The organism is Ectothiorhodospira sp. 9100 (assembly GCF_022227565.1).
Lineage (GTDB): Bacteria > Pseudomonadota > Gammaproteobacteria > Ectothiorhodospirales > Ectothiorhodospiraceae > Ectothiorhodospira > Ectothiorhodospira marina.
In genome coordinates this window covers 1-24568 of the sequence record NZ_JAJNAN010000004.1, presented here as the reverse complement: position 1 = coordinate 24568, position 24568 = coordinate 1, and the positions used below count along the sequence as shown (strand labels likewise).

The 24568-nt window shown below is 63.5% G+C and carries 26 protein-coding genes and 1 pseudogene; 11 read left to right on the top strand and 16 right to left on the bottom strand.

Features of this window, described 5'->3' with window-relative positions; all coding sequences use genetic code 11:
* Positions 1-3 precede the first annotated feature (3 nt).
* From LPW29_RS02355 to LPW29_RS02345, 3 genes are read left to right on the top strand one after another with little or no spacing between them, the layout of a single operon-like run.
* Positions 4-897, top strand: coding sequence for a flagellar assembly protein T N-terminal domain-containing protein (locus LPW29_RS02355; RefSeq protein WP_238626644.1), 894 nt, complete (start codon positions 4-6; stop codon positions 895-897).
* On the top strand, positions 894-1601 hold the full coding sequence (locus LPW29_RS02350) for an SDR family NAD(P)-dependent oxidoreductase (protein ID WP_238626643.1): 708 nt from the start codon (positions 894-896) through the stop codon (positions 1599-1601). The genes LPW29_RS02355 and LPW29_RS02350 overlap by 4 nt, the downstream gene beginning before the upstream one ends.
* A gap of 5 nt (positions 1602-1606) precedes the next feature.
* A complete protein-coding gene (locus LPW29_RS02345; RefSeq protein WP_238626642.1) occupies positions 1607-2896 on the top strand; it encodes an HD domain-containing protein in 1290 nt (429 codons plus the stop codon).
* Here the strand turns inward: LPW29_RS02345 and hepT are convergent.
* The 7 genes from hepT to LPW29_RS02310 form a co-directional block, all read right to left on the bottom strand.
* Entirely contained in the window at positions 2889-3302 is a 414-nt protein-coding gene (gene hepT, locus LPW29_RS02340) for a type VII toxin-antitoxin system HepT family RNase toxin (protein ID WP_238626641.1), read from the bottom strand. The two genes, LPW29_RS02345 and hepT, sit on opposite strands and share 8 nt — an antisense overlap.
* A complete protein-coding gene (locus LPW29_RS02335; RefSeq protein WP_238626730.1) occupies positions 3299-3676 on the bottom strand; it encodes a nucleotidyltransferase family protein in 378 nt (125 codons plus the stop codon). Before LPW29_RS02335 ends, hepT begins: the two co-directional genes overlap by 4 nt.
* Positions 3666-4169 (bottom strand): acyl-CoA thioesterase, encoded by a 504-nt coding sequence (locus tag LPW29_RS02330; RefSeq protein WP_238626640.1) that lies wholly within the window; start codon positions 4167-4169, stop codon positions 3666-3668. Before LPW29_RS02330 ends, LPW29_RS02335 begins: the two co-directional genes overlap by 11 nt.
* A 15-nt stretch (positions 4170-4184) precedes the next feature.
* The gene (locus tag LPW29_RS02325) at positions 4185-4721 is read right to left on the bottom strand and encodes a DUF411 domain-containing protein (protein WP_238626639.1); all 537 of its coding nucleotides are present in this window, start codon (positions 4719-4721) and stop codon (positions 4185-4187) included.
* Between the two features lie 85 nt (positions 4722-4806).
* Positions 4807-5829: an NAD(P)-dependent oxidoreductase gene (locus LPW29_RS02320; RefSeq protein ID WP_238626638.1), complete on the bottom strand. Its 1023-nt coding sequence runs from the start codon at positions 5827-5829 to the stop codon at positions 4807-4809.
* Positions 5830-5833: 4 nt separating this feature from the next.
* Positions 5834-6310, bottom strand: coding sequence for a DUF934 domain-containing protein (locus LPW29_RS02315; protein ID WP_238626637.1), 477 nt, complete (start codon positions 6308-6310; stop codon positions 5834-5836).
* Positions 6252-7961, bottom strand: coding sequence for a nitrite/sulfite reductase (locus tag LPW29_RS02310; RefSeq protein ID WP_238626636.1), 1710 nt, complete (start codon positions 7959-7961; stop codon positions 6252-6254). Before LPW29_RS02310 ends, LPW29_RS02315 begins: the two co-directional genes overlap by 59 nt.
* A 250-nt stretch (positions 7962-8211) precedes the next feature.
* Between LPW29_RS02310 and LPW29_RS02305 the strand changes: the two genes are divergently transcribed.
* Together LPW29_RS02305 and rnk are read left to right on the top strand one after the other, a co-directional pair.
* Positions 8212-8928 (top strand): phosphoadenylyl-sulfate reductase, encoded by a 717-nt coding sequence (locus LPW29_RS02305; RefSeq protein WP_238626729.1) that lies wholly within the window; start codon positions 8212-8214, stop codon positions 8926-8928.
* A gap of 327 nt (positions 8929-9255) precedes the next feature.
* Entirely contained in the window at positions 9256-9669 is a 414-nt protein-coding gene (gene rnk, locus LPW29_RS02300) for a nucleoside diphosphate kinase regulator (protein ID WP_090253935.1), read from the top strand.
* 55 nt (positions 9670-9724) lie between these two features.
* Here rnk and LPW29_RS02295 read toward each other — a convergent pair whose 3' ends face one another.
* Together LPW29_RS02295 and LPW29_RS02290 are read right to left on the bottom strand one after the other, a co-directional pair.
* Complete coding sequence (locus LPW29_RS02295; RefSeq protein WP_238626635.1) at positions 9725-11644, bottom strand: SLC13 family permease; 1920 nt, start codon at positions 11642-11644, stop codon at positions 9725-9727.
* 65 nt (positions 11645-11709) lie between these two features.
* On the bottom strand, positions 11710-12069 hold the full coding sequence (locus LPW29_RS02290) for a hypothetical protein (RefSeq protein WP_238626634.1): 360 nt from the start codon (positions 12067-12069) through the stop codon (positions 11710-11712).
* Between LPW29_RS02290 and LPW29_RS15725 the strand changes: the two are divergent.
* The 6 genes and pseudogenes from LPW29_RS15725 (at position 11962) to LPW29_RS02260 (ending at position 17106) form a co-directional block, all read left to right on the top strand.
* Positions 11962-12649, top strand: a pseudogene (locus tag LPW29_RS15725) (hypothetical protein). The gene LPW29_RS02290 and the pseudogene LPW29_RS15725 sit on opposite strands and share 108 nt — an antisense overlap.
* Positions 12624-13154: an FAD-dependent oxidoreductase gene (locus LPW29_RS02280; RefSeq protein WP_238626632.1), complete on the top strand. Its 531-nt coding sequence runs from the start codon at positions 12624-12626 to the stop codon at positions 13152-13154. Before LPW29_RS15725 ends, LPW29_RS02280 begins: the two are co-directional and overlap by 26 nt.
* Positions 13155-13323: 169 nt before the next feature.
* Positions 13324-14610: a zinc-regulated TonB-dependent outer membrane receptor gene (locus tag LPW29_RS02275; protein ID WP_238626631.1), complete on the top strand. Its 1287-nt coding sequence runs from the start codon at positions 13324-13326 to the stop codon at positions 14608-14610.
* Between the two features lie 85 nt (positions 14611-14695).
* A complete protein-coding gene (locus LPW29_RS02270; RefSeq protein ID WP_238626630.1) occupies positions 14696-15622 on the top strand; it encodes a metal ABC transporter substrate-binding protein in 927 nt (308 codons plus the stop codon).
* A 112-nt stretch (positions 15623-15734) separates the two neighbouring features.
* A complete protein-coding gene (locus LPW29_RS02265) occupies positions 15735-16343 on the top strand; it encodes an ATP-binding cassette domain-containing protein (protein WP_238626629.1) in 609 nt (202 codons plus the stop codon).
* On the top strand, positions 16333-17106 hold the full coding sequence (locus LPW29_RS02260) for an ABC transporter (protein ID WP_238626628.1): 774 nt from the start codon (positions 16333-16335) through the stop codon (positions 17104-17106). The genes LPW29_RS02265 and LPW29_RS02260 overlap by 11 nt, the downstream gene beginning before the upstream one ends.
* Here LPW29_RS02260 and LPW29_RS02255 read toward each other — a convergent pair.
* The 7 genes from LPW29_RS02255 to LPW29_RS02225 all read right to left on the bottom strand — a co-directional run bounded on the left by LPW29_RS02255 (position 17025) and on the right by LPW29_RS02225 (position 24411).
* On the bottom strand, positions 17025-17501 hold the full coding sequence (locus LPW29_RS02255) for a hypothetical protein (RefSeq protein WP_238626627.1): 477 nt from the start codon (positions 17499-17501) through the stop codon (positions 17025-17027). The two genes, LPW29_RS02260 and LPW29_RS02255, sit on opposite strands and share 82 nt — an antisense overlap.
* Positions 17502-17561: 60 nt before the next feature.
* Positions 17562-17771: a hemin uptake protein HemP gene (gene hemP, locus LPW29_RS02250; RefSeq protein WP_238626626.1), complete on the bottom strand. Its 210-nt coding sequence runs from the start codon at positions 17769-17771 to the stop codon at positions 17562-17564.
* A gap of 291 nt (positions 17772-18062) precedes the next feature.
* On the bottom strand, positions 18063-19394 hold the full coding sequence (locus LPW29_RS02245; protein ID WP_238626625.1) for a coproporphyrinogen-III oxidase family protein: 1332 nt from the start codon (positions 19392-19394) through the stop codon (positions 18063-18065).
* A complete protein-coding gene (locus tag LPW29_RS02240; RefSeq protein WP_238626624.1) occupies positions 19391-20305 on the bottom strand; it encodes a heme ABC transporter ATP-binding protein in 915 nt (304 codons plus the stop codon). The genes LPW29_RS02245 and LPW29_RS02240 overlap by 4 nt, the downstream gene beginning before the upstream one ends.
* Positions 20302-21384: a FecCD family ABC transporter permease gene (locus tag LPW29_RS02235; RefSeq protein WP_238626623.1), complete on the bottom strand. Its 1083-nt coding sequence runs from the start codon at positions 21382-21384 to the stop codon at positions 20302-20304. The genes LPW29_RS02240 and LPW29_RS02235 overlap by 4 nt, the downstream gene beginning before the upstream one ends.
* Positions 21381-22154: a heme/hemin ABC transporter substrate-binding protein gene (locus LPW29_RS02230; protein WP_238626622.1), complete on the bottom strand. Its 774-nt coding sequence runs from the start codon at positions 22152-22154 to the stop codon at positions 21381-21383. The genes LPW29_RS02235 and LPW29_RS02230 overlap by 4 nt, the downstream gene beginning before the upstream one ends.
* Positions 22155-22383: 229 nt before the next feature.
* Positions 22384-24411 carry a TonB-dependent hemoglobin/transferrin/lactoferrin family receptor gene (locus tag LPW29_RS02225; RefSeq protein ID WP_238626621.1) on the bottom strand — a complete coding sequence of 676 codons (2028 nt, stop codon included), beginning with the start codon at positions 24409-24411 and terminating at the stop codon, positions 22384-22386.
* Positions 24412-24568: the final 157 nt, after the last annotated feature.

The following is a 24568-nucleotide window of genomic DNA, read 5'->3' as shown; positions in this document are numbered from 1 at the left end:
CTCATGAGAGGGTTTGTGCTCATCGTGCTCTTGTGGTGGCCTGCCCTCGTGGTTGGAGAGGCCATTGTGGCTGAGGGGGTCGCTTCAACCACGATCCAGAGTGTTCCGGAGGCCCGTAGGGAGGCGTTGAAGGACGCCCTCTGGTCTGCTTCGTCGCAATCGGGCACCACCATCCGGGGAGAGATTCGTCTCAGTCAGGGTGTGGTGGTGTCCGATGACTCGCGGTTTCGGATTGGAACCCATGTGTCTCGCTACGAGGTGATCAGCGAGGGCCAGGAAGGTGATCTCTATCGCGTGCAGGTTCGTGTGGAGGAGACTCAGACTGGTTGTGGAGCCCTGGCAGGGATGCGGATCGGCGCTGTGAGTTTCCCGCTCCTGAAGCCCCATCAGCACACCCTGATGGGCGTTACGGGGTTTGAGATGGGCGTTCCGAATGAGATTCTGCACCGGGTGGGAGTGAATACTCCGCTGGAGGTTCATCGCGCCGCGCATCGCCGTCTGTTCTCTCCCCTCAACGGCAATCTTCCCAATCCGCGCTCTGACCGCGTTCGGGAACGGGTCAGGGGGATCGCGGCGGAGTTGGGAGTGGATTTTCTGGTGGCTGGCGTCGTGCTCGATATCGGGTATGAGACTGTGGGCATGCTAAGGAACCGGCACAGCCGTCGGGCGGAGGTGGAGATGTATCTGTTCAAAGCCGAATCTGGCGAGTTGATGGGCCAGCGGCGCGCAGCTCGAGAATCCCGGGGAGACGTGCTGGTGAGTTCACGTGTCAGTTTTGGCAGCCAGCGCTTTTACGAGTCGGATTACGGTGAAGGTTTTGGGTGGGTCATGGACACCCTTTCCCAGGAGATCCTGGCCACCCTGAATTGTCCACCAAGGCGGGATAGCCAACGATGAATATCCTTATCATCGGTGCATCCGGCGGTATCGGATCCGCTTTTGTACAGACGCTGGCGGCACGGGGGGCGGTTCAGCGTGTGGTGGCCACTTACCGCAGCACACAACCTGCATGGGAGGACGCCAAGGTAGATTGGGTTTCTCTGGATGTGACTGATGAGTCGGACGTGGCCCGACTGGCTCAGGATATGGGCGAGATCGACTGGCTGATCAATGCTGCGGGCCTGCTGCATGACGGAGCGCATGGCCCCGAAAAGCGCGTGGCCCAGGTGGACCCCGAGTTCGTGATGCAGAATTTCCGCGTCAACACCTTGCCCACGCTGCTGCTGGCCAAGCACATGACGCCGCTCATGCGCCATGATCGCCCGGCGCTCTTTGCCACGGTGTCCGCGCGCCTGGGCAGCATCGGCGAGAATGCCCTGGGAGGTTGGTACAGCTACCGGGCCTCCAAGGCGGCCTTGAACATGGTGATCAGGAACCTCTCCATCGAGTTGCGACGCACCCATCCACAGCTCGTGTTGGCGTCACTGCATCCGGGCACGACGGATACAGCTCTCTCCAAACCTTTCCAGCGCAACGTACCCGCCGACGCCCTGTTCACGCCCGCCTACAGCGCGAACTGCATGCTCCGGGTGCTGGATGGGTTGCGCCCCGAAGATAGCGGTGGCTTCTGGTCCTTCGATGGCGAGGCTCTGCCCTGGTGAGGGGCGTGCAGGGCCGCCTCAAACCCATGGTGATCCGGGATCCGGTCCATGGGGATATCGAGTTGAGCGCGCTCGAACAGGCTGTGCTGGACTTGCAGGATGTTCAGCGACTTAGAGGTATCAAGCAGCTGGGTACCGCCAACTACGTCTATCCGGGGGCTCTGCACACCCGTTTTGACCACTCCCTGGGGGCCTGCGCCCTGGCGCACCGGATGATCGATGGCTTACGCCGCGAGGGCACGCCGGTGCCTTCTGATCTGGAGGATCTGATCGGTGTGGGGGCCCTGCTGCACGACGTCACCCATATTCCGTTTGGGCACACCCTGGAAGATGAACGGCGCCTGTTTCCGCGTCACGACAAGGGTGATCGAATGGCGCGATTGCTGAAAGGGGCGCTTGGGGCCGAGCTGGAGCGGCTGGGAGTTCATGCGCAGGTGGCAGGGCTACTGGGCGAGAGCCCCAGCGATCTGCCCACCTGGGCCCGGGAGGTGATTGCCTCCACGCTGGATGCGGACCTACTGGATTACCTGCGCCGCGACAGCCTGTTCACCGGCCTGACACAGGACTTCGATGACCGGGTGTTTCGCTACTTCACGGTGGCCGATGATCACCTGGCCCTGCGCATGGCCCGCCATGGCATGGACCGACCTGACGCCCGCTCCGAGGTGGTGCAGTTGCTGCGGATGCGCTACTTCCTCACCGAACGCGTGTATTATCACCACACCAAGGTGGTGGCGGGAGCCATGATCTCCAAGGCGGTGGAACTGGCCCTGCAGGCCCGGTGGCTGAGCGAGCCTGAGTTGCTGCATCTCAACGACTGGACCCTGCTGGACCGGCTGGAACAGCCCGGCGCACCAGCGGGAGCGCGTCACCTGGCGCAACGCCTGGCAGGGCGGCGCCTGCTCAAGCGTGCCTATGTGTTGTCCGCCGACAGTCTGGAGCCGGCCGGACGCGCGGCACTGGTGGCGCATTATCATGACTCCGGCAGCCGACGCGCCGAGGCGGAGGCGGTGTTTGCCGCGGACCTTGGGGTATCGCCGGAGGAGGTGATCGTCTATTGCCCAGCCCTGACGGTGATGAAGGAGGCACGGGCCTGGGTGGAGACCGCCTCTGGTCTGCGTCGCCTCAATGACCCGGCCAGCGCCGCCTGCGCCGAGATCTCGGCCCTGGAGGCGCGTTACGCCAGCCTGTGGCGATTTTATGTGTTCACACCGGAGGCGGTGGCCGGCAGGGCGGCAGAGCTGGCTTCCGGGTATTTTGGCCATCCCGGTGAATACAGGCCGACCTTCAGGTGATCCTCCCTGACACCCATTGCTCGAAACGCCCGTAGACTTCCAGCGCGGGTTCAATGGTGGTGATCACGCGATCGATATCGATCGTATCGTACAGGTGAGTGAGGAGGTTGCGCATGGCACAGGCGTCCATCAGTGAGCTGGCCAGTTCTTCCGGTAGATCCAGACGATCACGAAGCACTGCAAAGACTTCCCGATAGCTGGATGCCAGCGAGTGTCCTTCCATGCGGAGCAACTGCAGGCCAATATCCGCTGAAGACTCGCAGAGGAGTTGGAGCAGGCGCTCCACGGCGTAGTGCTCCTTGCGTCGGCTCGGTACATCCAGGGCCGCATAATGATCCATATCCGTGAGGAATTGTCTCAACAGCTTGAGCTTTCGCTGGATGATTTCCTGGCGATCCGGGGTCATGATTTCAGCGGCTCCTCGGCGTGTTTCAGAAACTGAACCGAGTCGGCATAGAGGAAAAAGGCCCGGTCCTGCTCACGGTGGAACCGGCCGGGTTCATCCTCGTAGAGGCACTGCCCGTCACGGAATATGTGGAAACGGATCAATGGCCCCGTACCATCATGCACCACCAAAAGATCCACCGGTCCGGGCAGGATCTCTTCCAGTTGCCTGAACCAACGTGCCTGAGTCATGAAGTCCGGCACGTTTTTTGGCAATACGGCCAGATCGATATCCCGCCCCGCGCCCTCCCGGGCAGTGGAACCGTACAGAACCGCCAGATACCAACCATGGCGCCGCGCCAGGTCCTGGATGGCACGGGAGTGTTCAGGGGCTATCGTCACTGGGGCCATGGGTCTTGCGGATTTCTGCGTTGCGCCGTTCGATTTCGCGACGGAATTCCCGGCGCAAGGCGGCGTTTTCATACCGCCTGCGTTCGGTGGGGGTTTCGATTTCCAGCGGGCGCACCTTCATCGGGCGTCCATGCTCGTCCACCGCCACCATGGTGAAATAGGAGGTCATCACGTGGCGCTCGTTCTGGTGAATGATGTCCTCGGCGTTCACCCGGATGCCCACCTCCATGGAGCTGTTGCCCGTGTAGTTGACGGAGGCCAGAAAGGTGACCAGTTCACCCACCCGCAGGGGCTCGCGGAAAAACACCTGGTCCACCGAGAGGGTGACCACATAGTTGTGGGCGTAGCGGGCGGCGCAGGCGTAGGCCACCTGGTCCAGTAGCTTGAGGGTGGCCCCGCCGTGGACATGGCCGGTGAAATTGGTCATGTCCGGCGTCATGAGCACGCTCATGGTGAGGGTCTTGTTCTGTTTTTCCATTGAAGCGGCGAGGTCTCAGTCCTGATTGTGCGAAGAAAATACCCCGCTTTGGCCACTGCGATCAAAGGTTATGACGTCGAAGGGATCAAAACGGTCACCCATCTCCATGCCGGGAGAGCCCGCCGGCATGCCGGGCACCGCCAGTCCGGCCACGTCGGGTTGCTCCTCCAACAGGCGGCGCACGTCGCTGGCGGGCACATGGCCCTCGAGGAGATAGCCGTCGATGAAAGCCGTGTGGCAGGAGCCCATCCCCGGTTGCAGCCCGCCGTGGTATTTGATCCGGTTGAGCTCTTCCTGGCTCACGTCCACGGCCTCGACGCTGAATCCTTCCTGTTCCATATGAGTGACCCAGTCGTTACAGCAGCCGCAGTACGGAGTCTTGAAGACCTTGACGTCCTCGTCGGTGGCGATCAGTTGCCCCAGTGGCGAGGATTCACTCACACGATGATCGGAGGCCAGTGCGGTGACGGGCAGGAGGATGAGGGCCGTCAGCAGGCAGAGCAGTAACCGGAACCGGTGGGGCGAAAGGGTGAGCGGGGGGGCAAGGGGCATGATGGATTTCCTCTTGATCAGTCGCTGGGGTGGCCCATATTGACAATACTCAATATCAGGGGTTTCAAACGGCATGTGATCTGGGTCAACTGGCCATCGCCTGAGTGAGGCTTTCGGTCGGGCCCGAGACACCCGGTACCGGGTAGGCCCGGATGCCCAGTTGGCCAAGGGTGGCGCGGTCGGAAGCGAAGGGATTGCGGGGGTCTGTTCGGCCAATGCGCACCACCCGGGCACCGCTGCGCACGTGGCGCATCATGATCGGCAGCGTGGGGCTTTGGGGTATGCCATTGAGGTCATTGCAGTGGCCTGCCGGGATCAGTTCCGCCTCCCGGCGCGCATAATCCAGGACCGGGGCCGGTGTGCCCGGGTCATGAAGGATCACATCCGCGTGCTGCAGGAGTCGCAGGGCCTGGAGGGTCAGTTGCTCGGGCTCATCCCCGGGGCAGGGGATGAACGCCACTTCGCCCTCGGCCTTTTGTGCCTTGTGCCAGGTGTTGAGCAGACGGGAAAAGTCCTCATCCTGGGGCTGTTTCTCCATGCCCGGCTGCCACAGGCCACCTAGCAGCGCCTCCCAGAACCGTCGACGTTGACCCGGCTCCGGCAGGGTCTGGGCCACCCGATCGCGCCAGCCGCCCGCCAGCTGCGCCAACGCGCCCAGATTCCGTGGCAGCAGTACCTCCAGGCGGGCGCGCAGCCCCCGGGCCAGGACCGGTGCAGCACCTCCGGTGCCGATGGCCACGAGCAGCGGGCTGCGATCCACCACCGCCGGCATGATGAAGCTGCACAGCGTCGGTCTGTCGGCCACGTTCACCAGGACGCCGCGCTGCCGGGCCGCGTCGTAGACCGCCCGGTTCACGCCCTCATCGTCCGTGGCGGCAATGACCAGGGTCATGCCTTCCACGGCCTGGGGATGAAACCGGCCTGCCTGATGCTCGAACAGACCCTGATCCACGGCCTCGGCCAGGGAGGGTGCCAAGTGCGGGGTGAGCAGGTGTACGCGGGCCCCGGCCTGTAGCAGGCGCCGGGCCTTGCGGGCCGCCACCCGACCGCCGCCCACCACCAGGCAGGGGCGTTCGCGCAGATCCAGGAAGATGGGGAAATGATCCATGGCCTTATCCTGTTACGGGGGCAGGGTCCTGCCAGTGCGGGTAGGCACGGGGGCCCTGCAGATACCTTGCGGTCTGTGTGGCGAGATCGCCCGTCGACAACTCGAAGCTGTCGAAGCCGCAGCGTCGCATGGCGGCCAGCTGATCCACCTGGATATCGCCCACCGCCCGAAGCTCCCCTTTATAGCCGTCACGCCAACGCAGTTGTCGGGCCATGCTATAGGGGCGCCCATCACCGACCCTGGGGAAGTTCAGGGCCACCAGGTTCAGGCGGTCCAGCCAGGGGAGGAGGTCGGTGAGCGTATCCTCGGGTTGCAGGAGTACGCCATCCACGCCCTCGGGGACAGCCTCATTGCCCACCGTTTCTCTCCATTGATGCAGGTCGAGCAGGACGTCCTGCGGTCTGCCTTCGGCCTGGCGTCCTTCAGGCGTGGGCCGTCGCGGGTCGGGCACGATCTGCCCGTCGAGAGTGATCAGGGCCATAAAGGCGCTCCTTGAAAGGTTTGAGACCGATGCGCTGCACCGTATCCAGAAAGGGTTCGTCGGGCTGGCGTTGATCCAGGTAGAACCTGAGTAGCCTGTCCAGAGTTTCCACCACCTTGTCGGCGGGCACGGCGGGTCCAAGGACCTTGCCGAGCCGGGCCTGCTCGCCGGAGGATCCTCCCAACTGGATCTGGTACCAGGAGGCCCCGTGCTTTTCCACGCCCAGCAGGCCGATGTGGCCCACATGATGGTGGGCGCAGGCATTCATGCACCCGGAGATCTTCAGTTGCACCTCGCCCAGGTCATGCAGGTAGTCCAGATCGTCGAAGTGCCGCTGTATGTCCCGGGCCAGTGGAAGCGTTGCGGCGTTGGCCAGGTTGCAGTAATCCAGCCCCGGGCAGGCGATCATGTCCGTGAGGGTGCCGATATGGGCATGGGCCAATCCCAGGGCCTCCAGGGCCTGCCACAGGGCGGGCAGGTCGGCCATGGGGACATCGGGCAGCAGCAGATTCTGATCGTGGGTGCTGCGCAGCACGCCGAAACCATGGCGTTCGGCCAGGTCGGCCAGGGCGTCCATCTCCTGGTCGGACAGATCCCCGGGGGCTCGTCCGGGCCCCTTCAGCGGGATGAAGACCACCCGGTAGCCGGGTTGCCGGTGATCATGGGTGTTGAACCTGAGCCAGCGGTCATAGGCGGTTGCCTGTTCGGTGCTCGCGCCGGCCGGCAGGGCAGGGGGTCGGCATGGGCCACCCTCCCTGTAGGCGGGCGTGACAAACCGTTCGCTGACAAGGCGGTGGGCCTCCAGGGCGGATACCGGTTGTTCCCGGCGGATGTGTGCCCACTCCGATTCCACCTGCCCCTTGAAGGCCTGAAGGCCCAGGCTGTTTACCAGCACCTTGATACGCGCCTTGTAGAGGTTGTCCCGGCGCCCGTTCAGGTTGTACACGCGCAGGATGGCGGTGAGGTAGTCCAGCAGGTCGTCGGCCGGCAGGAAGTCGCGCAGGGTCCTGGCCAGATGGGGGTCGCGACCCAGACCGCCACCGACGCGGATGCGAAAGCCCAGTGTACCCGCGGGATCCCTCACCAATTGCAGACCCACGTCATGGATCCGGGTGGCGGCCCGGTCCTGGGGGCTGGCGGTGACCGCGATCTTGAATTTTCTCGGCAGATAGCTGAACTCCGGGTGCAGCGTGGCCCACTGACGCACGACCTCGCACCAGGCGAGTGGATCATCCACCTCCTCGGGCGTCAGCCCGGCCAGGGGGTCGCAGGTGACATTGCGGATGCAGTTGCCGCTGGTCTGGATGGCATGCAGGCCCACCTCGGCCAGGGATGCGAGCACCTCGGGGACCTGCTCCAGCGTGAGCCAGTTGAACTGGATGTTCTGACGGGTGGTGAAGTGCCCAAAACCCCGGTCGTGGTCACGCGCCACCCGGGCCAGGCCCCTTAGTTGCGTGCTGCTGAGAAGGCCGTAGGGGATGGCCACTCGCAGCATGGGGGCATGGCGCTGGAGGTACAGGCCGTTCATCAGCCGCAGTGGCCGATAGGCCTCATCGCTCAACTGCCCGGACAGGAAGCGGTGGGTCTGGTCGCGGAATTGTTCCACGCGCTCCCGGAGCAGGGCCTGATCCCATTCGCTGTACTGATACATGCTCATCCTCGGTTTCTGAAGGGGGGGCGCGGCTGAGGGCCACTGGGTGGTCAAGATAATGCGAAATATCAATATCGAAAAAGAATTTATGAGAATGAATCTAGATCAATCAGAGATAAGTGCTGCCAACCTCAAAAGAACTGGATGGAATCGATAAAAAACTATTCATTCTTTTTTGCGTAATCTCAATCTTGGTTAAGGTAGGGCCATGCTCAACACCCACATGCTCAACACCAAGAGGATCGGCCCCATGCACGCGCCCCATCGGATCTCAGGAGATCGCGACACCCTGGAGAGGGTTAACCGTGAATTGGAACCCATGGATGCAAGCGCCCGGGTGAATTGGGCCCTGGGCTGCTTCGGGAAGCGCATCGTACTCAGTTCGAGCTTCGGGGCTCAGGCAGCCGTCATGCTCCATCTGGTGACCCAGGCGCGACCTGGGATCCCCGTCATCCTGGTGGACACGGGCCATCTCTTCCCGGAGACCTACCGTTTTGTGGATGAACTGACGGAGCAGCTCGATCTGAACCTTCAGGTGTACCGCTCCCCCTTGTCATCCGCCTGGCAGGAGGCCCGGTTCGGGCGCCTGTGGGAACAGGGGCTGGAAGGGCTCAAGCACTACAACCGCATCAACAAGGTTGAACCCATGCAGCGGGCCCTGAATGAGCAGGGGGCGGATGCCTGGCTGGCTGGCCTGCGCCGTCAGCAGTCCGAGACCCGTGCGAGGCTTGAGGTGGTGGCCTGGCAGAACGGAAGGGCCAAGATACACCCCATCATCGACTGGGCTGACAGGGACGTGCATCAGTACCTCACCCGACACGGGTTGCCCTACCACCCGCTATGGCACCAGGGGTATCTCTCCATCGGTGATGTGCACAGCACCCGCTCGGTTCACGAGATCGAAAACCCCGAGCAGATGCGGTTTTTTGGCCTCAAGCGTGAGTGCGGTCTGCACGAGCCTGTGTGAGACCCTCGGTCATCCACAGAACCTGTGGATAACCTTGTGGGCAAAATGTCATGAACGTGTCACAGGCCGCGGCGGTCCGCGGCCTGTGAACAGATTGGTCAAAAAGTAGCCAGGATCTGTAACTTCTTGTTTCCTGGTTAAAAGAGGCGTTCCTGAAAGTCTTGATCTGTCAAGTCTTGACATGGCGTTTTCACACCACGATTTCGACGAAGGGTATTTCAGGTCTGGGGACATCTTCACACTGGCCGCCTGCGGTCAAGGCAGCTTTTCCCGTCCGCCAAGGCTACAATGAGGGTTTGTTAAACGCCTTTTTCCAAGAGTGTGGACGTGACAGATAAACCCAAGGTTATTGTCTCCAGCCAGGATTATGATCGCCTGGATACCCTGATGGCTTCCCTCCCGGCAGACAGTTTCCCGGGGCGTGCCGCCCTGCAGGCAGAACTGGACCGGGCCGAGGTGGTCGAGCCCCATGAGATGCCCGCTGATGTGGTGACCATGAACAGCACGGTGCGTTTCGTCATGGAGTCCACCGGCGAGTCTTTCGAGATGACCCTGGTTTATCCGCGCGATAGCACCGGGGAGCCTGACCGCATCTCTATCGTGGCGCCTGTGGGCAGTGCCCTCTTGGGCTTGTCGGTGGGAGAGAGCATCGAATGGCCCCGCCCCGGTGGCGGTATCATCCGCGTACGTATCGACAAGATCCTCTATCAGCCCGAGAGTGCGGGCGATCTGCATCGTTGAGGGAGGACGTCGGGCCGTGAGTGTATGTCATCCCGGGTGGGCGACCGCGAAGCGGCTATAACGGCCACACCAGCAACAGCAAGGGAATGCTGACGGTGATCACCAGTAGATCTACCGGGAGGCCCATGCGCCAGTAGTCTCCGAAACGAAAGCCCCCTGGCCCCAGAATCAGGGTGTTGTTCTGGTGGCCGATGGGCGTGAGGAAGGCGCAGGACGCGCCGATGGCCACGGCCATCAGGAAGGTGTCCGGGTTGACCCCCAGTTGCAAGGCGGCCCCCAGTCCGATCGGCGCCATGACCGCCGCCGTGGCAGCGTTGTTCATCAGATCGGTGAGGATCATGGTGGTGATCAGGATCACCGCCAGACCCAGAATGGCATGGCCCTGGGCCAGGTTTTCCAGGAGGATATGGGCAATCAGGTCCGCCGTGCCGGTGCTCTGCATGGCCCCGGCCACCGGGAGCAGGGAGGCCAGCAGGACGATCACCGGCCAGTCCACTGAGGCATACACGGATCGAGGTGGCACCGTGCGCAAGGCCATGGAGGCCAGCACCCCAGCGGCAAAGGTCACCGCCGCCGGCAACAGGCCCATCGCTGCCACGCCCACCGCCGCCAGCATGATGCCCGTGGCGGCGATGGCCTTGCGTTTGTCCGGGATGCGAAGTTCCCGCTTGGCCAGAGGTACGCAACCAAAATCCGCGGCGAATTCGGTGATGGTGTCGGATGGCCCCTGCATCAGCAGCAGGTCACCCGCCCGGATCTTCAGAGTACGCAAACGGGCCTTGGTGCGTGCGCCATCCCGGGAGACGGCCAACATATTCAGCCCATAACGGGACCGCAGCAGGATATCCTTGGCGGAGCGCCCCTCCAGCGATGACTCCGGCCTGACCACCAGTTCGACGAGGACGATGTCGTCGCTGCGTTCCGCCGATTTGTCGGATTCCGCCTCGTCTGTTTTGTCCTTGCTCTTGTCCGTGGCCGAGTTTTCAGCCGCGGCTTGTTTTGATGCCACAGTCTTATCCTTGCCCTGACTGGCATCCCTTTGCATCTCGCCATGAGCGTCGTCATCCTCCGACTCATCGTTTGAATCGGCCTCCTCCAGTGTCAGGCCCAGGGTGCCGAGCACACTGGATAACGCCTCGACTTCCGCCTCGATCACGAGGATATCCCCAGCCTTGACCAACCGGCCGCCGCTGGGGGCACTCATCTTCACCTCGTTACGGATCAGACCGATGATCTGGGCATCGGCCTCATCCAGCACGGATTCGATCTCGTGCAGGCGCATGTTGGCGGCCTTGCTGCCTTCAGGCACCCGCGCCTCCGTGGTGTAGGCGCCGGTGTCGAAGCCCGAGGCCCCTGGCTGCTCGCGACGTGGCACCAGTCGCCAGCCGATCAGCACGATGAACAGCACACCCACCAGCGCCAGCGGCAGGCCCACGCCGATGAAGTCGAACATGGCAAACCCTCCGCCATCCTCCTGGTCGGCGCGAAACCCCGATACGATCAGATTGGGCGGTGTTCCAATCAGCGTCATGGTGCCACCCAGGATGGACCCGAAGGCCAGCGGCATGAGCACCTTGCCGGGGGTGAGATCCAGACGGCCCGCCAGTTGCACCGCCACGGGCATGAGCAGTGCCAGGGCACCCACATTGTTCATGAACCCGGACAGGACTGCGGCCAGGGTGACCAGGGCAGCAATACTGAGTGTGGGGCCCGCCCGGGTGGGCAATACCGCGCGACTGAGCACATCCACTGCGCCAGAGAGTTGCAGCCCGCGGCTGAGTACCAGTACACAAGCCACGGTGATCACCGCCGGATGCCCAAACCCGGCAAAGGCCTCCGCCGGTACCACCAAGCCGAACAGCACGCAGGCCAGCAGGGCGCCCACCGCCACCATGTCATGCCGCCATCGTCCCCACAGGAACATGCTGATGGTGGCGAGCAGGATCGTGAGAATCAGGGTCTGTTCGTGGGTCACGGTTTTTTCGCCGCTGGTGGAGGGTGTGGTGTGTCGGTCTCGTCATGATGTCCGCTGGGGTGCCATCAAGTCGAGGGAGGGCACGAGAAAACGGGCGCGTTGATCCTGCCGTTGGCCTGGGCGCAGAATGGTCCGGCAGTGCCGAACGTGCCGCGCCCACCCAGGTCAGGAGTCTCCCCATGGCCGTCTTTCCAAATCCGCATCATGGCCCGATCGCCCGGGTGGATGACAGCACCCAGGAGGGGCTGCGAGTCCACCAGCATGCTGCCTGTGGCGTGGGCGTGCTGGCCCACCTGGATGGGCACGCCAGCCATGGGCTGATCGAGGATGGCTTCGAATGCCTGGAAAACCTGGATCACCGGGGCGCCCGGGGCGCGGAGGAGAACACCGGTGATGGTGCCGGCATGCTGCTGCAAAAGCCCCATGCCTTCCTCTCCACTCTGGTGCCGGGGCTGGGTGATCCTGATGATTATGGGGTGGCCCAGGTCTTCATGCCCCGGGACGAGGATCACCGGGCGGCCATCCGGACGCTGATTGCCCGGCGCTGCCAGGCTGAGGGCTTCGATCTCATCGGCTGGCGGCAGGTGCCCACGCAGAACGAGGGGCTGGGCCAGACCGCGCTGAACAGCGAGCCGCAGACCTGGCAGTTTTTCGTCCGGCCGAAACAGGCGTTGGAACCCAAGGCCCTGGATGTGCGGCTCTATGTCCTGCGGCGTGCCATCGAGAATGAGGTGCTATACCGCAACCTGGTGGGTGCCGGGCAGCAGACGTTCTACATCTGCTCCCTGTCGCGCACCACAGTGGTGTACAAGGGCTTGCTCACCTGCGGTCAGTTCCGATGTTATTTCCCTGATCTTTCCGATACGCGACTCTTCGCTGGCGCTGGTGCATGCCCGCTTTTCCACCAATACCCTGGGGGCCTGGGATCTGGCCCATCCCTATCGCTATCTGGTGCACAACGGGGAGATCAACACCCCCTTTGCCGGAGACGCGTCGGCCGGATAATCCCTGGCCCCAGTCACCCCAGGTTCATCAGCAGACCTACGCCTTGCAGGAGGGGGGAGAGGAGGCCTTCAGCCTCAACGTGTCCGCCTTTCTCGACCAGGATCAGGACGGCAGGGTGGACGCCCTGGAACTGGAACGTGTGGAGTGGGAACGAGATGATCAGGGGCGCCGTACCGACAAGATCGTGCTCGAGGCCGGTATTGTCATGCCCACCGAGCGGGTGCTGATCGCCATCGGCTTCGAGGGGCCACAGGCCGCACCAGTGAACGATGAGCGATTGACATTGACCCGGCGCCACACCCTGCAGACGGACGAACGCAAGATGACCCCGGTCCCCGGTGTCTTCGTGGCCGGCGATGCCAGCCGGGGCCAGTCCCTGGTGGTCTGGGCCATCGGGGAGGGGCGCGACGCGGCGCGCCAGATCGACCTGTGGCTGATGGGGACCTCACGCCTGCCCGCAAGCCTGCAGACCCCGTATCCACCCCTGCCGCCCAGGGGGCTTTAGGCCGAGGGAAAAGCCCCCGTCGCAAGGTGCCTTCAGCGGTGAGGGTTTCGGTTGCCTTGCAATTGCTTATGTAATTTTATAACGTCTCAAAACGTAACTATATATCGTTGCGAGCACCTGCGCTCGGGCTTGTGGCGACAACCTACTGCCTTTGATGAGGATCTACGCCATGAAACCCACCCGCTTCCACCGCCCAACGTTGGCTGGCCTGGCCGCAGTCACTTTCGCCGTCCCCGGCATGACCAGCGCGCAGTCACTGGCGGGGGTGGCGGATGGCGACTGGGGCCTTGACGCCTCGGTCACCCTGGAGGGTGTCTATTTCAATGAGTTGTCGCAGGGCAATGAGACGCCTGCAGGCTTTGGCCATGGACACGACCATGACCACGGCCATGAGCATGATGATCATGGACACGACCACGGTTTCGACGATGGCTTCAATCTGGGGCATTCCGAACTGGTGTTCGATGCCAGTCTGGGAGATTTGCTGGACGGCACCCTCATCCTTGGCTTTGACGATAGCGATGTGGAAGTGGAAGAGGTTTATCTGGCCACCCGGTCACTTCCGGCCGGGTTTCAGATCAAGGCAGGGAAATTCCTCTCGGACATCGGCTACATCAACAGCCGGCACCCACATGACTGGTCGTTCGTGAAGCGCCCTTTGGTGAACGAGTATCTCTTCGGCGACCATGGCCTCCAGGAAACGGGTGTACAGGCCACCTGGGTCGCCCCCCTCCAGACCTATACGCGCTTGGGTATTGAATTACTGCAGGGGGATGACGAGGAGGGCATTGCCGGATTTGATGAAGGCGTCCCTGTCAGTCGCGACAGCGGTCCTCGCATCGTCACGGTATTCGCGAAAATCGGTCCGGACCTGGGGCCTGATCACGCGGTTCAGTATGGTGTCTCCGGTGGTTATATCAGTCAGGTGGGTCTTATCGAGGGTCATGATAAACATGATCATGCCCTGGAGGGGGATGCCTGGTTTGCCGGCCTGGATGCGGCCTATCGCCATGATTCCGGCCAATCCTATGGTCATGGCGACTTCAAGCTCACCGGCGAGTACTTCTATACCCGCCGGAACCTCGACGAGTATGTGGAGCGTGGACATGACGACCCCACGCACTGGGAACGTCGCGGTGACTATTCCGAACGGCAGGATGGTCTGTATGTGGAGGGTGTGTACGGTTTCGCGCCCCGCTGGGAAGCGGGTCTGCGTACCGAGGCATTGGGCCTGACCAACAAGGTTGTCGGCTTCCATCCCATGAGGACGGACTCACTGGATACCTCCTATCGTCACAGTGCCCAGGTCACCTTCCGCCCGGTTGAGCCTGTCTTCCTGCGAGGCCAGTTGTCACAGAACGATTTTGTCGACGAGCACGGCCATCGGGACCGTGGCCTGGAGTTCATGGTGCAGGTGAACGTGGCCCTGGGAGCCCATGGCGCGCACCGGTTCTGATCAGAGTGGCAAGGGCTGCCGTGACGGAACGCCCGCCCAATGCCGCGCCCATGAGATCCATACAACCATCCCTGAGGGAGTTTTCATGTCACTTCATAAGGCGCGCAGCCGGATCGACCGCCTGCTGACCGCGATTGCGCTGGTCCTGCTCACCATGCTGGTGCTGTGGCCTGTGCAGGCGGCGGCTGGCCTGAATATCGTGGCCACCACCTCCAGCCTTGGTGTATTGGCACGAGAGATCGGCGGTGATGAGACGGAGGTACGCGTACTCGCACCACCGGATCGCGATGCCCATTACCTGGATGCCCGGCCCAGTTTCATGGCGGCGCTGCGACGTGCCGACATGCTGCTGGAGATGGGGGCCGGGCTGGAAGAGGGATGGTTGCCTGCGGCCCAGCGTGGTGCCGGCAACCCGGACATCAATTCAGGTCGCCCCGGCCACTTCCGCGCGGCGGACATGATCGAACTGCGCCGCTCGATCACCCTGGACGGGCCCAACCTCGGCCACATGCACGCGGAGGGCAACCCCCACTTTCAGGGGGATCCATTGCGCCTGGCGGATGTGGCCCTGGCACTGGCTGAACGCATGGGGCAGTTGCGCCCCGATCAGGCGGACGTCTTCCGGGAGCGGGCGCAAACGGTTGCCTCGCGACTGCGGGAACATGCCCACTTGCTGGCCGAGCAGGTGGAACCGCAGCAGCGCATCGTGCTTTATCATGAAGACCTCGACTATCTGCAGGAATGGTTGCCCGTCGAGGTGGTGGGTTACCTGGAGCCGGCCCCGGGCATCCCGCCGAGCGCGCGGCATCTTCAGACTCTGGTGGCCGATCTCAAGGGTACCGAAGGCACAGTACTTTATGCCATCTTCCAGCCTGAACGCGGCGCCCGCTTCCTGGAGCGTCATCTGGACTGGCCATCCCATGCGGTCCCGCTGGATCCCCCTGCCGATGGGGGTCTTGACGGCTATCTGGCACTCATGACGACCTGGGCCGAAACGCTGATCCAGCGCTAAACGGTGCTATAACCATCCGGCAGTCAAGCCGAAGTTCCTTTCACTGCCGGGTCCTGGAGCCTCTGGTTTCGGGACCCGTTTGTTTCATGCCCCTGCTCAAACCGGAGCCCTGATGCCTTTGGAGTCCCCCCAGCCCATTCTCACGGTGCATGCCGCCCGCTTGGGGTTCGACCGGCCCGTGCTGGGCCCTTTGTCCCTGACGGTGCCGTCGGGAGGGCGCTGGGCCCTGACGGGACCCAACGGTGCCGGGAAGTCGCTCCTGCTCAAGGGCCTGACAGGTCAGGCCCGCCTGCATGCCGGTCGCCTGCAACTCGCCCCCGGCACGCGGGTGAGTCTGCTGGCGCAGGATCATCCACGGCCCTATCCCTGGCCGATGTCGGGCCGGGACTGGTTTCGCGCCATGGGGACGGAGCCTCCCCGGCAGGCATCCGTACAGGCCCTGATAGGGCGACGTCTCGATCGTTTGAGCGGCGGTCAATGGCAGTTGTTGCGCCTGGCTGCGGCGCTGTCCAGCCACGCGGACTGCCCGGCGTCGAAACGGCTGGTCCTGCTGGATGAGCCCGCCAATCATCTGGATGCCGAAGTGCGTAATGACGCCATCGAACTGATCGCCGGGCTTGCCGATGAATCCACGTTGCTGATGACCAGCCACGATGGTGACTTACTGAAGATGGTGGGCGTTGAAGATCACCCGCTTCTGGGCTATGTCGATGCCCAGTGATTTGCTGTTGGCGCCCTTCGTGGCTGGCTTGTTGGTCACTTTCGCACTGGCCATGGCCGGGGTCGGACTCTTTTTGCGGGGTTCGGTCTGGCAGGCACTGGCGCTTGGTCAGTGGGCTGCTGTCGGTGGCGTGCTCGCCTCGGTCATGCACTGGCCGGTGTTGCCGGTCGCGCTGGGGTTGGGCGCCGGTTTGATGGCCCTGTTGAAACGCAGTCGCGACAAGGAGCGCCTGCCCCTGGCGGCTTTTCTTGCGGGACTTGCCGTGATCACGCTGCTGGCGGCGAACTTCGCTCAGGCCAGCCTGGCCGCCGCCGCCTGGGCCGAGGGCCAACTCTATTTTGCAGGGGCGATGGAACTGCAGGCCTCAGCGGCGCTGGGGGTGGCCAGTCTGTTGCTGGGGCCGGGGCTGTACCGCGTCTGGAGAAACGCCCAACTCCTGCCCGATGTCTCGGCCGCGCCGCCGCCTTCGGCCTGGCTGCGCTGGACGGAGACCGCATGGCTGGTGGCCACCATCGTGCTTGGCAGCATGGTGCTGGGCCTGCCGGCGGCCCTGGCGTCTTTGTTGCTTCCGGCCTGGGGCGCGGCGTATCTGGTGCGGGATCTGCGTGGCTTCGTCCTGTGGACGCAGGGGATGGCCATCACGGGTTTCCTGATGGCCTGGAGCGTAAGCCTGCCGCTGGATCAGCCCTTTGCCCCCATGCTGGTGCTGGTGAACACGGGGTTGCTCGTCGGGGCACGTCTTTTCGCCCTGAGTAGAGATTGACCCGTGGCGCTCAAGGCCACCACGAAAGCCCATCCGGTCATCGCGTGCCAGTGTTTCCACCCCCGGGGCCTTAACTCCGCCACCGCCAGGGAGACACCCAGGCTCACCAGCATGGCCACCTTGGCCACCCGGTTGATACGCATCCTCAGCGGTCGTGGCCCCCGGCGCCGGGGCAAGTTGCCACGCCGTTGAGGGGCGGCCTTGCCGCCAGTCGCGCGTGTGGCTTCGCCGGATGGTTCGGCGGCCTCCACGTAGTGCCAGGCACGCTCCAGGACGGCCTTCTCCATGTCCTCCTGGGCCGTGTGACCGGCATCGTATTGAACCACCAGGCTGCCCGCCCGGGGGTTGCCTCGCATCTCCCGAACTGCAGGATGATCCCGCAGATGGTCTTCCATGGCCGCGAGCGTTGCGGAGGTGAGGGGGGCAGGGCATGATTTGAGCCCTGTGCATTGGAACTACTTGGTCAAGATCAGCTTTCCTTTGCTGGTGAGTCGCAGGGTATAGATCTCCCCCATATGCTCGATGTGCAACTGACGTCTTCCTTGCAACAGGCGTCGACTGGACAGCAGATTCTCATGGCCGGGGTGCACCTCCACATCGACCGGCGCTTCCTGTGCATGGTCGATATTGGGCGTGGCCGGATACTTGGGTTTGTGCTCGTTCATGGGGTACTCTCGCGAACGTTTTGACAGCGTTTAGTGCCCGCCGGTACTCGCCGTCGCCAGTCAACCTCAGCATGGTGGCACAATTGTTTTTGATAATCATTCTTTTTGTCAAAATCAATCAGGTCAGGCTTGAGAAATTTTTATGCGCTTCCATGGACTTGAGCGTGGCGGATTGACCCAGAGCGTCGTGGTCAATCCACAGCCAACCGTGGATTGAGGAGACGAGAAGGTTTATGTGCCAAGGATGCCGCCCTGTGGGTCGTTGGGCTCTAATGTAGTTGAGCATTAGGATCATAATGCCTGCCGGGCCTCCATGGCCGCGGTAGCCAGCTCCGCCGCGAGATTATTGCCCCAGAAGACTCCTTCGAAGGTGAGGGTCAGGCGATTGGACGCCAGGGGCGAGAGCAGGCCCTGAGCGACCCGTTTGTCGCAGAGCGTGGCTACCGGCTCACGACAGGGTGCTGGTAGGCGGCCAATGTCCACCTGTCCGAACTGGATGCCGCCGATAAAGTGATACAAGTCCGAGTAGGGATGACGGGTGGCCAGCCCCTGGCGGTCGCCCGGGTTATCCACTGCCTGTGCGTAGGCCTCGGTTGCCAGGGGATTCATCAGCATCATGCCGCCCAGCCGACCACCGGCACCCGCCCCCAGGGGCAGCGTGTCGCCCCCCTGGTAGCGCAGATTCACATAGCGGTAGCGGTCCCGACCAGGGTGCGCCAGCTTGGTCAGTTCCAGCAGCTGAAAATCATGATCCTGGGCGTGTTCCATGATTTGCTGGAACAGGCCCCATTCTCGATGCAGGCTTTCCGCCGATTGTGATATCCACCCGGGATGCTGGTGGGCCAGCCGACTTTTGTCGCGCACCATGAGTGCATAATAGGAAAAACCGGACAGATCCAGTTCGGCTATCCTGTCAAGATCCGCCGCCAGATCGTCGGGTGTCTGCCCCGGGTAGTGATAGATCAGGTCCATGCCCAGGTTGTCCAGCCCCAGGGCCCGGTAACGGCGGATACGTTCGGCAATCCATTGTCCGTTGCCGCTGCGGCCCAGCAGGCTGCGCCCGGTTTCATCGAAGGTCTGCACGCCCAGGCTCACCCGATTCACCCCGGATCTCATGCAGGCCAGTAGTTTTTCCTCGGTGAGTTCCGTGACGCTGCTCTCCAGGGTGATTTCCACATCATGGGTGAGATGAAAGTGATGCTTCAGGCCTGCGAGGATGCGCTCAAGGGCCGAGGCACTGAGCGTACTGGGCGTGCCACCACCAAAATAGATGGCGCCGTAGCGTCCCCCGGCCACATAGGGGTAGCGGGCCAGGGCTTCCATGTCGCGCAGGAGGAGATCGGTATAGGCCTCGTCCGGGGCGCCCTTCATGCGCCGCATGTTGCAGAAATGGCAGATCTTGCGGCAGAAGGGGATGTGCACGTAAATGGCCCGCGGCGCCCCATTGTGCTCGCAACCCTCCAGATGTTCACCCAACGTGACAGCGCCGGCCGAGAGTCCGTGCAAAGGGGCCAGGGCGTCGTGGTGACTCCTGAGTCGTTTCTCGTAATGGACCGAGGGATGTCCGGTGTTTCGGTGGTCGTGGGGTGTGGCTTGGGGAGATCGCGTTGGGTGGGTCATCATGGCAAGGACTCCAGCTCGCAATGGGGGTTGGAGGCGCCATACCGCAACCGCACCCAGGGGCACTGGGTGTGTGTGTCCGTTTCCACCACGCAGTCGACACCCCAGACCCGGCGGATGGTGGCGGGCACAAGGACATCCCGCGGGGCACCACTGTCCGCGACGCGACCGCCCTCGAGGATCGTGATGCGATCGGCAAAGGCGGCGGCCAGATTCAGGTCGTGCAGCACCACCAGAATGGCGCGCCCCCTGGCGGCGTCGGTTCGCAGCAACTCCATGAGTCGCAGCTGATGACGGACGTCCAGCGCCGAGGTGGGTTCGTCCAGCAGCAGCACCCCCGGGCGCTGTGGCCCGGTTTCATACACCTGGGCCATGACCCGGGCCATTTGCACCCGCTGGCGTTCGCCGCCGGACAGGCTGCGATAATCCCGGCCGGAGAGATGCAGCACTCCGGCCCGTTTCAGGCATTCGTGCACAATGGGGGTATCCTGTTCCGGGGTGCGGTGGGGCAGGCGGCCCATTTTCGCCACCTCCCAGGCGGTCAGCGGGAAGGTGACCACCGCCTCCTGGGGCAGCACGGCGCGACAGCGGGCCAGGGCGTTGGGGCACCAGTCATCCAGGGGCCGTCCCGACCAGGTCACCTGGCCGTGGTTCTGCCTGGTTTCGCCCGCCAGCACCGACAGCAGGGTGCTCTTGCCGGCACCATTGGGGCCCACCAGGGCATGGACGGTGCCCGGTTCCAGATCCAGGTTGGCCCTGTCCACCAGGGTGCGGCCCTGGCGTTCCACCCACAGATCCCGGACCTGGATGCCGGTACAGAATGACTCTGAAGACGGCGTGGTCGGGACCTGGCCAGCCGTCAGGCGCCAGGATGCAGGCAGGGGCCATCGCCCATGAAGGATCGAGGCGATCATCCCAGCCTCCCTTGCTGACGCATCAACAACCACAAAAAGAAGGGTCCGCCCAGCAGCGCGGTCAAAAGCCCGATGGGCAATTCCGCCGGAGAAACGATCACCCGGGCCAGGGCATCGGCCAGCAGCAGCAACAGGGCGCCGCCCAGGGCCGAGGCGGGTAGCAGATAGCGGTGGTCCGGGCCAATGGTCAGGCGCAGCAGATGGGGAACCACCAGTCCCACGAAACCGATGATGCCGGCGATGGCCACTGAAGCGCCCACTGCCAGGGCGGCGGTGATCACCACCAGGGTCTTGATGCGATGCACCGGGAAACCCAGATGGGTGGCCACGGATTCGCCGAGCATGAGGCCATTGAGGGCGCGGGCAATGAAGGGCAGGGCGGCCAGGGCCAGCACCACGAAGCCAGCACTGACCGCCCACAAGGTCCACCCGGCATGGGCGAGGGAGCCCATGTTCCAGAAGGTCAGGGTGCGCAGTTGCTGATCATCGGCCATGTAGACCAGCATCCCGGTGGCGGCGCCGGCAATGGCATTGATGGCAATGCCGCCAAGCAGCAGGGTGGCCACCGAGGTATGCCCACCTCGACTCCCCAGGCGATAGACCAGCCAGGTGGTGGCCAGGCCACCGGCAAAGGCCGCCAGGGGCAGCGCCAGCACCCCCAGGGGCAAAACCAGGGGGGCCAGCACCGTGGTGCCCAGCACGATCACCGCCACGGCCCCCAGGGCCGCACCGGCCGACACGCCGATCAGGCCGGGGTCGGCCAGGGGGTTACGGAACAGCCCCTGCAGGGCCACGCCGCTCATGGCGAGCGCAGCGCCCACGGTGATGGCCACCAACACCCGTGGCAGCCGGAGATTGAAGATCACCTCGTGGAGGAAGGGATCGTCCAGTTGCCCGGTGAGGATGCGCAGTACATCCCAGGGCGTCATGGCCACGGCACCGGTGGTGAGTCCGAGCATGGCGGCGAGGATTACCGCCGGGATCAGCGCCAGTGTCACCAGGCGCGCACGGGCGGACCGGGAGCCTTCCGGCTTCACGGTCGGGCCGGGCCGCACCCATTGGGGAGCCACGGCACTCATGCGTGCCCGATGCCCACGGGGTGGCCGGCCAGGTCCCGGTTCAGGAAGCGACTGACATCCAGCACGGCCTCCCCCAGTCGGGGACCAAAGCCCAGCAGGAACAGGGTGTCGCCCACATACTGGGGCACCCGGGACAGCGAACCGCCAAAGTCTGCCGCCGCCTCTCCGGAGATGATCAGGGCATCCGGTCGCCGGGCCATGACACCTTCCCGGGACACGGGCCGATAACCGGAATAATCCTGGAATACGTTCTCGCCCCCACACAGGCGCGCCAGGGCATCCGCCTTGGTGTCGCGACCGGCGGCCACGGCATTGCCCTGGCCATGGGCCATGAGCAGGACCAGCCGGGGCGGACGTCCCAGATCGGCCTGGATCTTCCGGGCCTCGTCCAGATCCGCCTCCACGGAGCGGATGATTTCCATGGCGCGGGCCTCGGCACGCAGCCAGCACCCCAGGGTGACCACCCGAGTCTTGAAGCCATTGAGGCTGGTTTCCCCGGACACGGTGAGCAGCTTGACACCCGCCCCGGCCACACGCTTCAGAGTGGTGCTCGGGCCGGCGCTGCCGTCATGGATCAGGACATCAGGCCGCAAGGAGAGGATGCTCTCTGGGGTGAGCGTGTGCTGGTAGCCCACCCTGGGCAATGCATTGGCGGGCTCCGGGTAGGTGCTGGTGGTATCCGCGCCTAGAATCTGGTCGCCGGCCCCTAGGGCGAAGATAGTTTCGGTCAGTCCTCCGCCGATGGACACTAGACCTCCATCTACACGCATATCGTGTTCCGCGCATATATCGTGTTTTGCGTAGGCTGTTCCGGCCGTCAGCGGTCTAAATGCGATCCCCAGAGCACCACCTCCGAGCCAGCGCAATAGGTCACGACGATGCACGGCAAGGCTCCTGGCCAGCGAGGTGCCGGGCAGTTGCGTGATTCAGGGCAGTTGGGCAATGAATAAGAGTGATGACTGCCATGTGCGTTGTCTCCCGTTAAGGTACGTGACTCGTTCAGAATCGGTAACTGGCTTGGACTTTCACGTTGCGGCCGGGGTCATTGATGGCCGCGAGGTGAGGGCGATAGGTCTTGTCGGTGACATTGTCGACGCCGAAATCCAGTCGCAGGCGCTCGCCTGCAGCTTCTGGCTGCAGGGTCAGGAAGAGATCCGTGAGGGTGTAACCGTCAGTGGACTCGGTGCCATCGGGGACGCGATCTTGGGACCAAGAGCGGGTCAGACGTCCACCCAGGGTGAGCTGTCCATCCATGATATGGATGCCACCTTCCAGGCTTAGACTGTCCGCGGGGATGCCGGAGAGCGGTTCCCCGTCGGTGCGGTTATCTCCGCGTATCCGACTGGCGTTCATGGCCACGAAGTAGTCAGGGTGCAGATACTGGAATTCCAGTTCCTGGCCGCGCAAACGGGCGTCCTGAACGTTTTCGAAGTAGGTGCGCCCGCCGGGAATGGGAGGACCGAACGCGGGCATTTCCATTTCCACCCGCTGGTCAATGAAGTCCTCCACATCGTTCTGGTAGATGGATAGCCGGGCTCGCACCTGATCCTGTGCCTGCCAGATCCCCTGCCCGTGGTAGCTCAGTCCCAGTTCCTTGTTGCGAGCCTTCTCGGGCTTGAGGTCGGGGTTGGGCTCAAAGAAGTTGTTGCCAAAATGCACCCCGCCCACATAGAGGTTGGTCAGGGATGGCGCGCGGAAGGCCTCCGAATAGCCACCGAACAGATCCCAGCCCAGGGCCACCATGAAGGTGGCCGTCAACTGCCCTGACCATTCCGATTCGGTGATGGAGGGCTGATCGTCGGCATCCTTGTGGAAGCGATCGTAGCGCAGGCCCGGAGAGACCTCCCAACGCTCACCGATCAGGATGCGGTCTGTGATGAACACACCGGTGGTGTCCTGGCGGGCGTCGGGATACTGGGGCCGCCGGTCTCCATCACGCCGTCCCCGCTGACGGTCCCGGTAGTGTTCCAGTCCGACGAGCAACTCGTGATCCACCGCGCCGGTGCGCAGCCAGGTGGTATTGGTCATGTCCAGGCCCACGGTGCGCAGCCGGGTCTCGTCGTACCGCTCGGTGTCGACCCGTGTTTCCTCCAGTTCCACCTGGTTGCCGTAAACGGTGGCGTCCAGGTTCACCCAGTCGTTGTCCGGGGTGAACTGGTAGCGCAGGGTCTGGGTGCGGCTGTCGGTACGGCGATCCACGATGATGCCGGCCGAGCCACCGCCGGTACCCGAGGCCGTGGCATTGGAAGGGATCTCATGGTCATCACGGAATCCCTGCAGGCTCAGGGTGAGCCGATGGTACGGTGCGGGACGCAGCGTGCCCTTGATGAGCCCGGAAGTGATGTCATCGCCGGTGAAACGGATGGTGTCGCCATCGCCGTCCTCCAGGTCGGATTGATCCCGCTGGAGTATGCTGCCGAGCCAGGAGCCCCGCTCACCCTGTTCGGCCACGATGGCCGACAGCAGTTGCTGGCTGCCCTGATCCTGGTAACCCGCAGTGATGCGGCCGCCGAAGGCATCGTCTCCCAGGAAATTCTCCGGGTCGCGGGTGCGGAAGTTCACCACGCCGCCCAGGGCGCCCGAGCCGTACAGGCTGGAGGCTGGTCCGCGCAGCACCTCGGCCTGCTCCAGCAGAAACGGATCCAGGAACGCCCGGCCCTTGTGACTGGAAGCAAAATTCTGACGTGCGCCATCCACCCGGATGACCACCCGCTCGCCACCGAGACCGCGGATCACGGGTTGCAGAGCGGTGGTACGGGGGCCGCCGCTGGTGTCCACGCCCGGCATGCGATTCAGCACGTCCGCCAAGTCCGTTGCCTGATCCCGGTTCAGGGTGGCCCTGTCACGCACGGCGACGGGTGCCCCCAGTTGATCCAGAGCCGTCGGCACCCGGGTGGACTCCACCATGATGGTGGGCAGGGTGAGTGAGGCCACCTGTTCGTGATCAGGCCGGGTGTCGGCGTGTGCGGGCAATGCCAGCGTCAAGGAGGCGGCAATGACAGGAACGGTATAGCGGTGTTGCGGCATGAAAGCCCTCCAGGCGATGGGCGCGGGGTCGCGGGTTGCTTGTGGTACAAGCGGCCTGGCTGGCTACCTGACCCGGGAGGGTCGTTGGCGGGCTGGGCAAATCTTTAATGAATGATAATTATTATCATTAAGATGTCAAGGTGTCAGGGGCTCGGCG

Excerpts from the sequence above, each read along its gene's own strand:
- LPW29_RS02355 (WP_238626644.1), top strand. The coding sequence starts at position 4 with ATGAGAGGGTTTGTGCTCATCGTGCTCTTGTGGTGGCCTGCCCTCGTG.
- LPW29_RS02350 (WP_238626643.1), top strand. The coding sequence starts at position 894 with ATGAATATCCTTATCATCGGTGCATCCGGCGGTATCGGATCCGCTTTT.
- hepT (WP_238626641.1), bottom strand. The coding sequence starts at position 3,302 with ATGACCCCGGATCGCCAGGAAATCATCCAGCGAAAGCTCAAGCTGTTG.
- LPW29_RS02330 (WP_238626640.1), bottom strand. The coding sequence starts at position 4,169 with ATGGAAAAACAGAACAAGACCCTCACCATGAGCGTGCTCATGACGCCG.
- LPW29_RS02325 (WP_238626639.1), bottom strand. The coding sequence starts at position 4,721 with ATGCCCCTTGCCCCCCCGCTCACCCTTTCGCCCCACCGGTTCCGGTTA.
- LPW29_RS02320 (WP_238626638.1), bottom strand. The coding sequence starts at position 5,829 with ATGGATCATTTCCCCATCTTCCTGGATCTGCGCGAACGCCCCTGCCTG.
- LPW29_RS02315 (WP_238626637.1), bottom strand. The coding sequence starts at position 6,310 with ATGGCCCTGATCACTCTCGACGGGCAGATCGTGCCCGACCCGCGACGG.
- LPW29_RS02310 (WP_238626636.1), bottom strand. The coding sequence starts at position 7,961 with ATGTATCAGTACAGCGAATGGGATCAGGCCCTGCTCCGGGAGCGCGTG.
- LPW29_RS02305 (WP_238626729.1), top strand. The coding sequence starts at position 8,212 with ATGCACGCGCCCCATCGGATCTCAGGAGATCGCGACACCCTGGAGAGG.
- LPW29_RS02290 (WP_238626634.1), bottom strand. The coding sequence starts at position 12,069 with ATGGGGCTTTTGCAGCAGCATGCCGGCACCATCACCGGTGTTCTCCTC.
- LPW29_RS02275 (WP_238626631.1), top strand. The coding sequence starts at position 13,324 with ATGAAACCCACCCGCTTCCACCGCCCAACGTTGGCTGGCCTGGCCGCA.
- LPW29_RS02270 (WP_238626630.1), top strand. The coding sequence starts at position 14,696 with ATGTCACTTCATAAGGCGCGCAGCCGGATCGACCGCCTGCTGACCGCG.
- LPW29_RS02265 (WP_238626629.1), top strand. The coding sequence starts at position 15,735 with ATGCCTTTGGAGTCCCCCCAGCCCATTCTCACGGTGCATGCCGCCCGC.
- LPW29_RS02260 (WP_238626628.1), top strand. The coding sequence starts at position 16,333 with ATGCCCAGTGATTTGCTGTTGGCGCCCTTCGTGGCTGGCTTGTTGGTC.
- LPW29_RS02255 (WP_238626627.1), bottom strand. The coding sequence starts at position 17,501 with ATGGAAGACCATCTGCGGGATCATCCTGCAGTTCGGGAGATGCGAGGC.
- hemP (WP_238626626.1), bottom strand. The coding sequence starts at position 17,771 with ATGAACGAGCACAAACCCAAGTATCCGGCCACGCCCAATATCGACCAT.
- LPW29_RS02245 (WP_238626625.1), bottom strand. The coding sequence starts at position 19,394 with ATGATGACCCACCCAACGCGATCTCCCCAAGCCACACCCCACGACCAC.
- LPW29_RS02240 (WP_238626624.1), bottom strand. The coding sequence starts at position 20,305 with ATGATCGCCTCGATCCTTCATGGGCGATGGCCCCTGCCTGCATCCTGG.
- LPW29_RS02235 (WP_238626623.1), bottom strand. The coding sequence starts at position 21,384 with ATGAGTGCCGTGGCTCCCCAATGGGTGCGGCCCGGCCCGACCGTGAAG.
- LPW29_RS02230 (WP_238626622.1), bottom strand. The coding sequence starts at position 22,154 with ATGCGTGTAGATGGAGGTCTAGTGTCCATCGGCGGAGGACTGACCGAA.
- LPW29_RS02225 (WP_238626621.1), bottom strand. The coding sequence starts at position 24,411 with ATGCCGCAACACCGCTATACCGTTCCTGTCATTGCCGCCTCCTTGACG.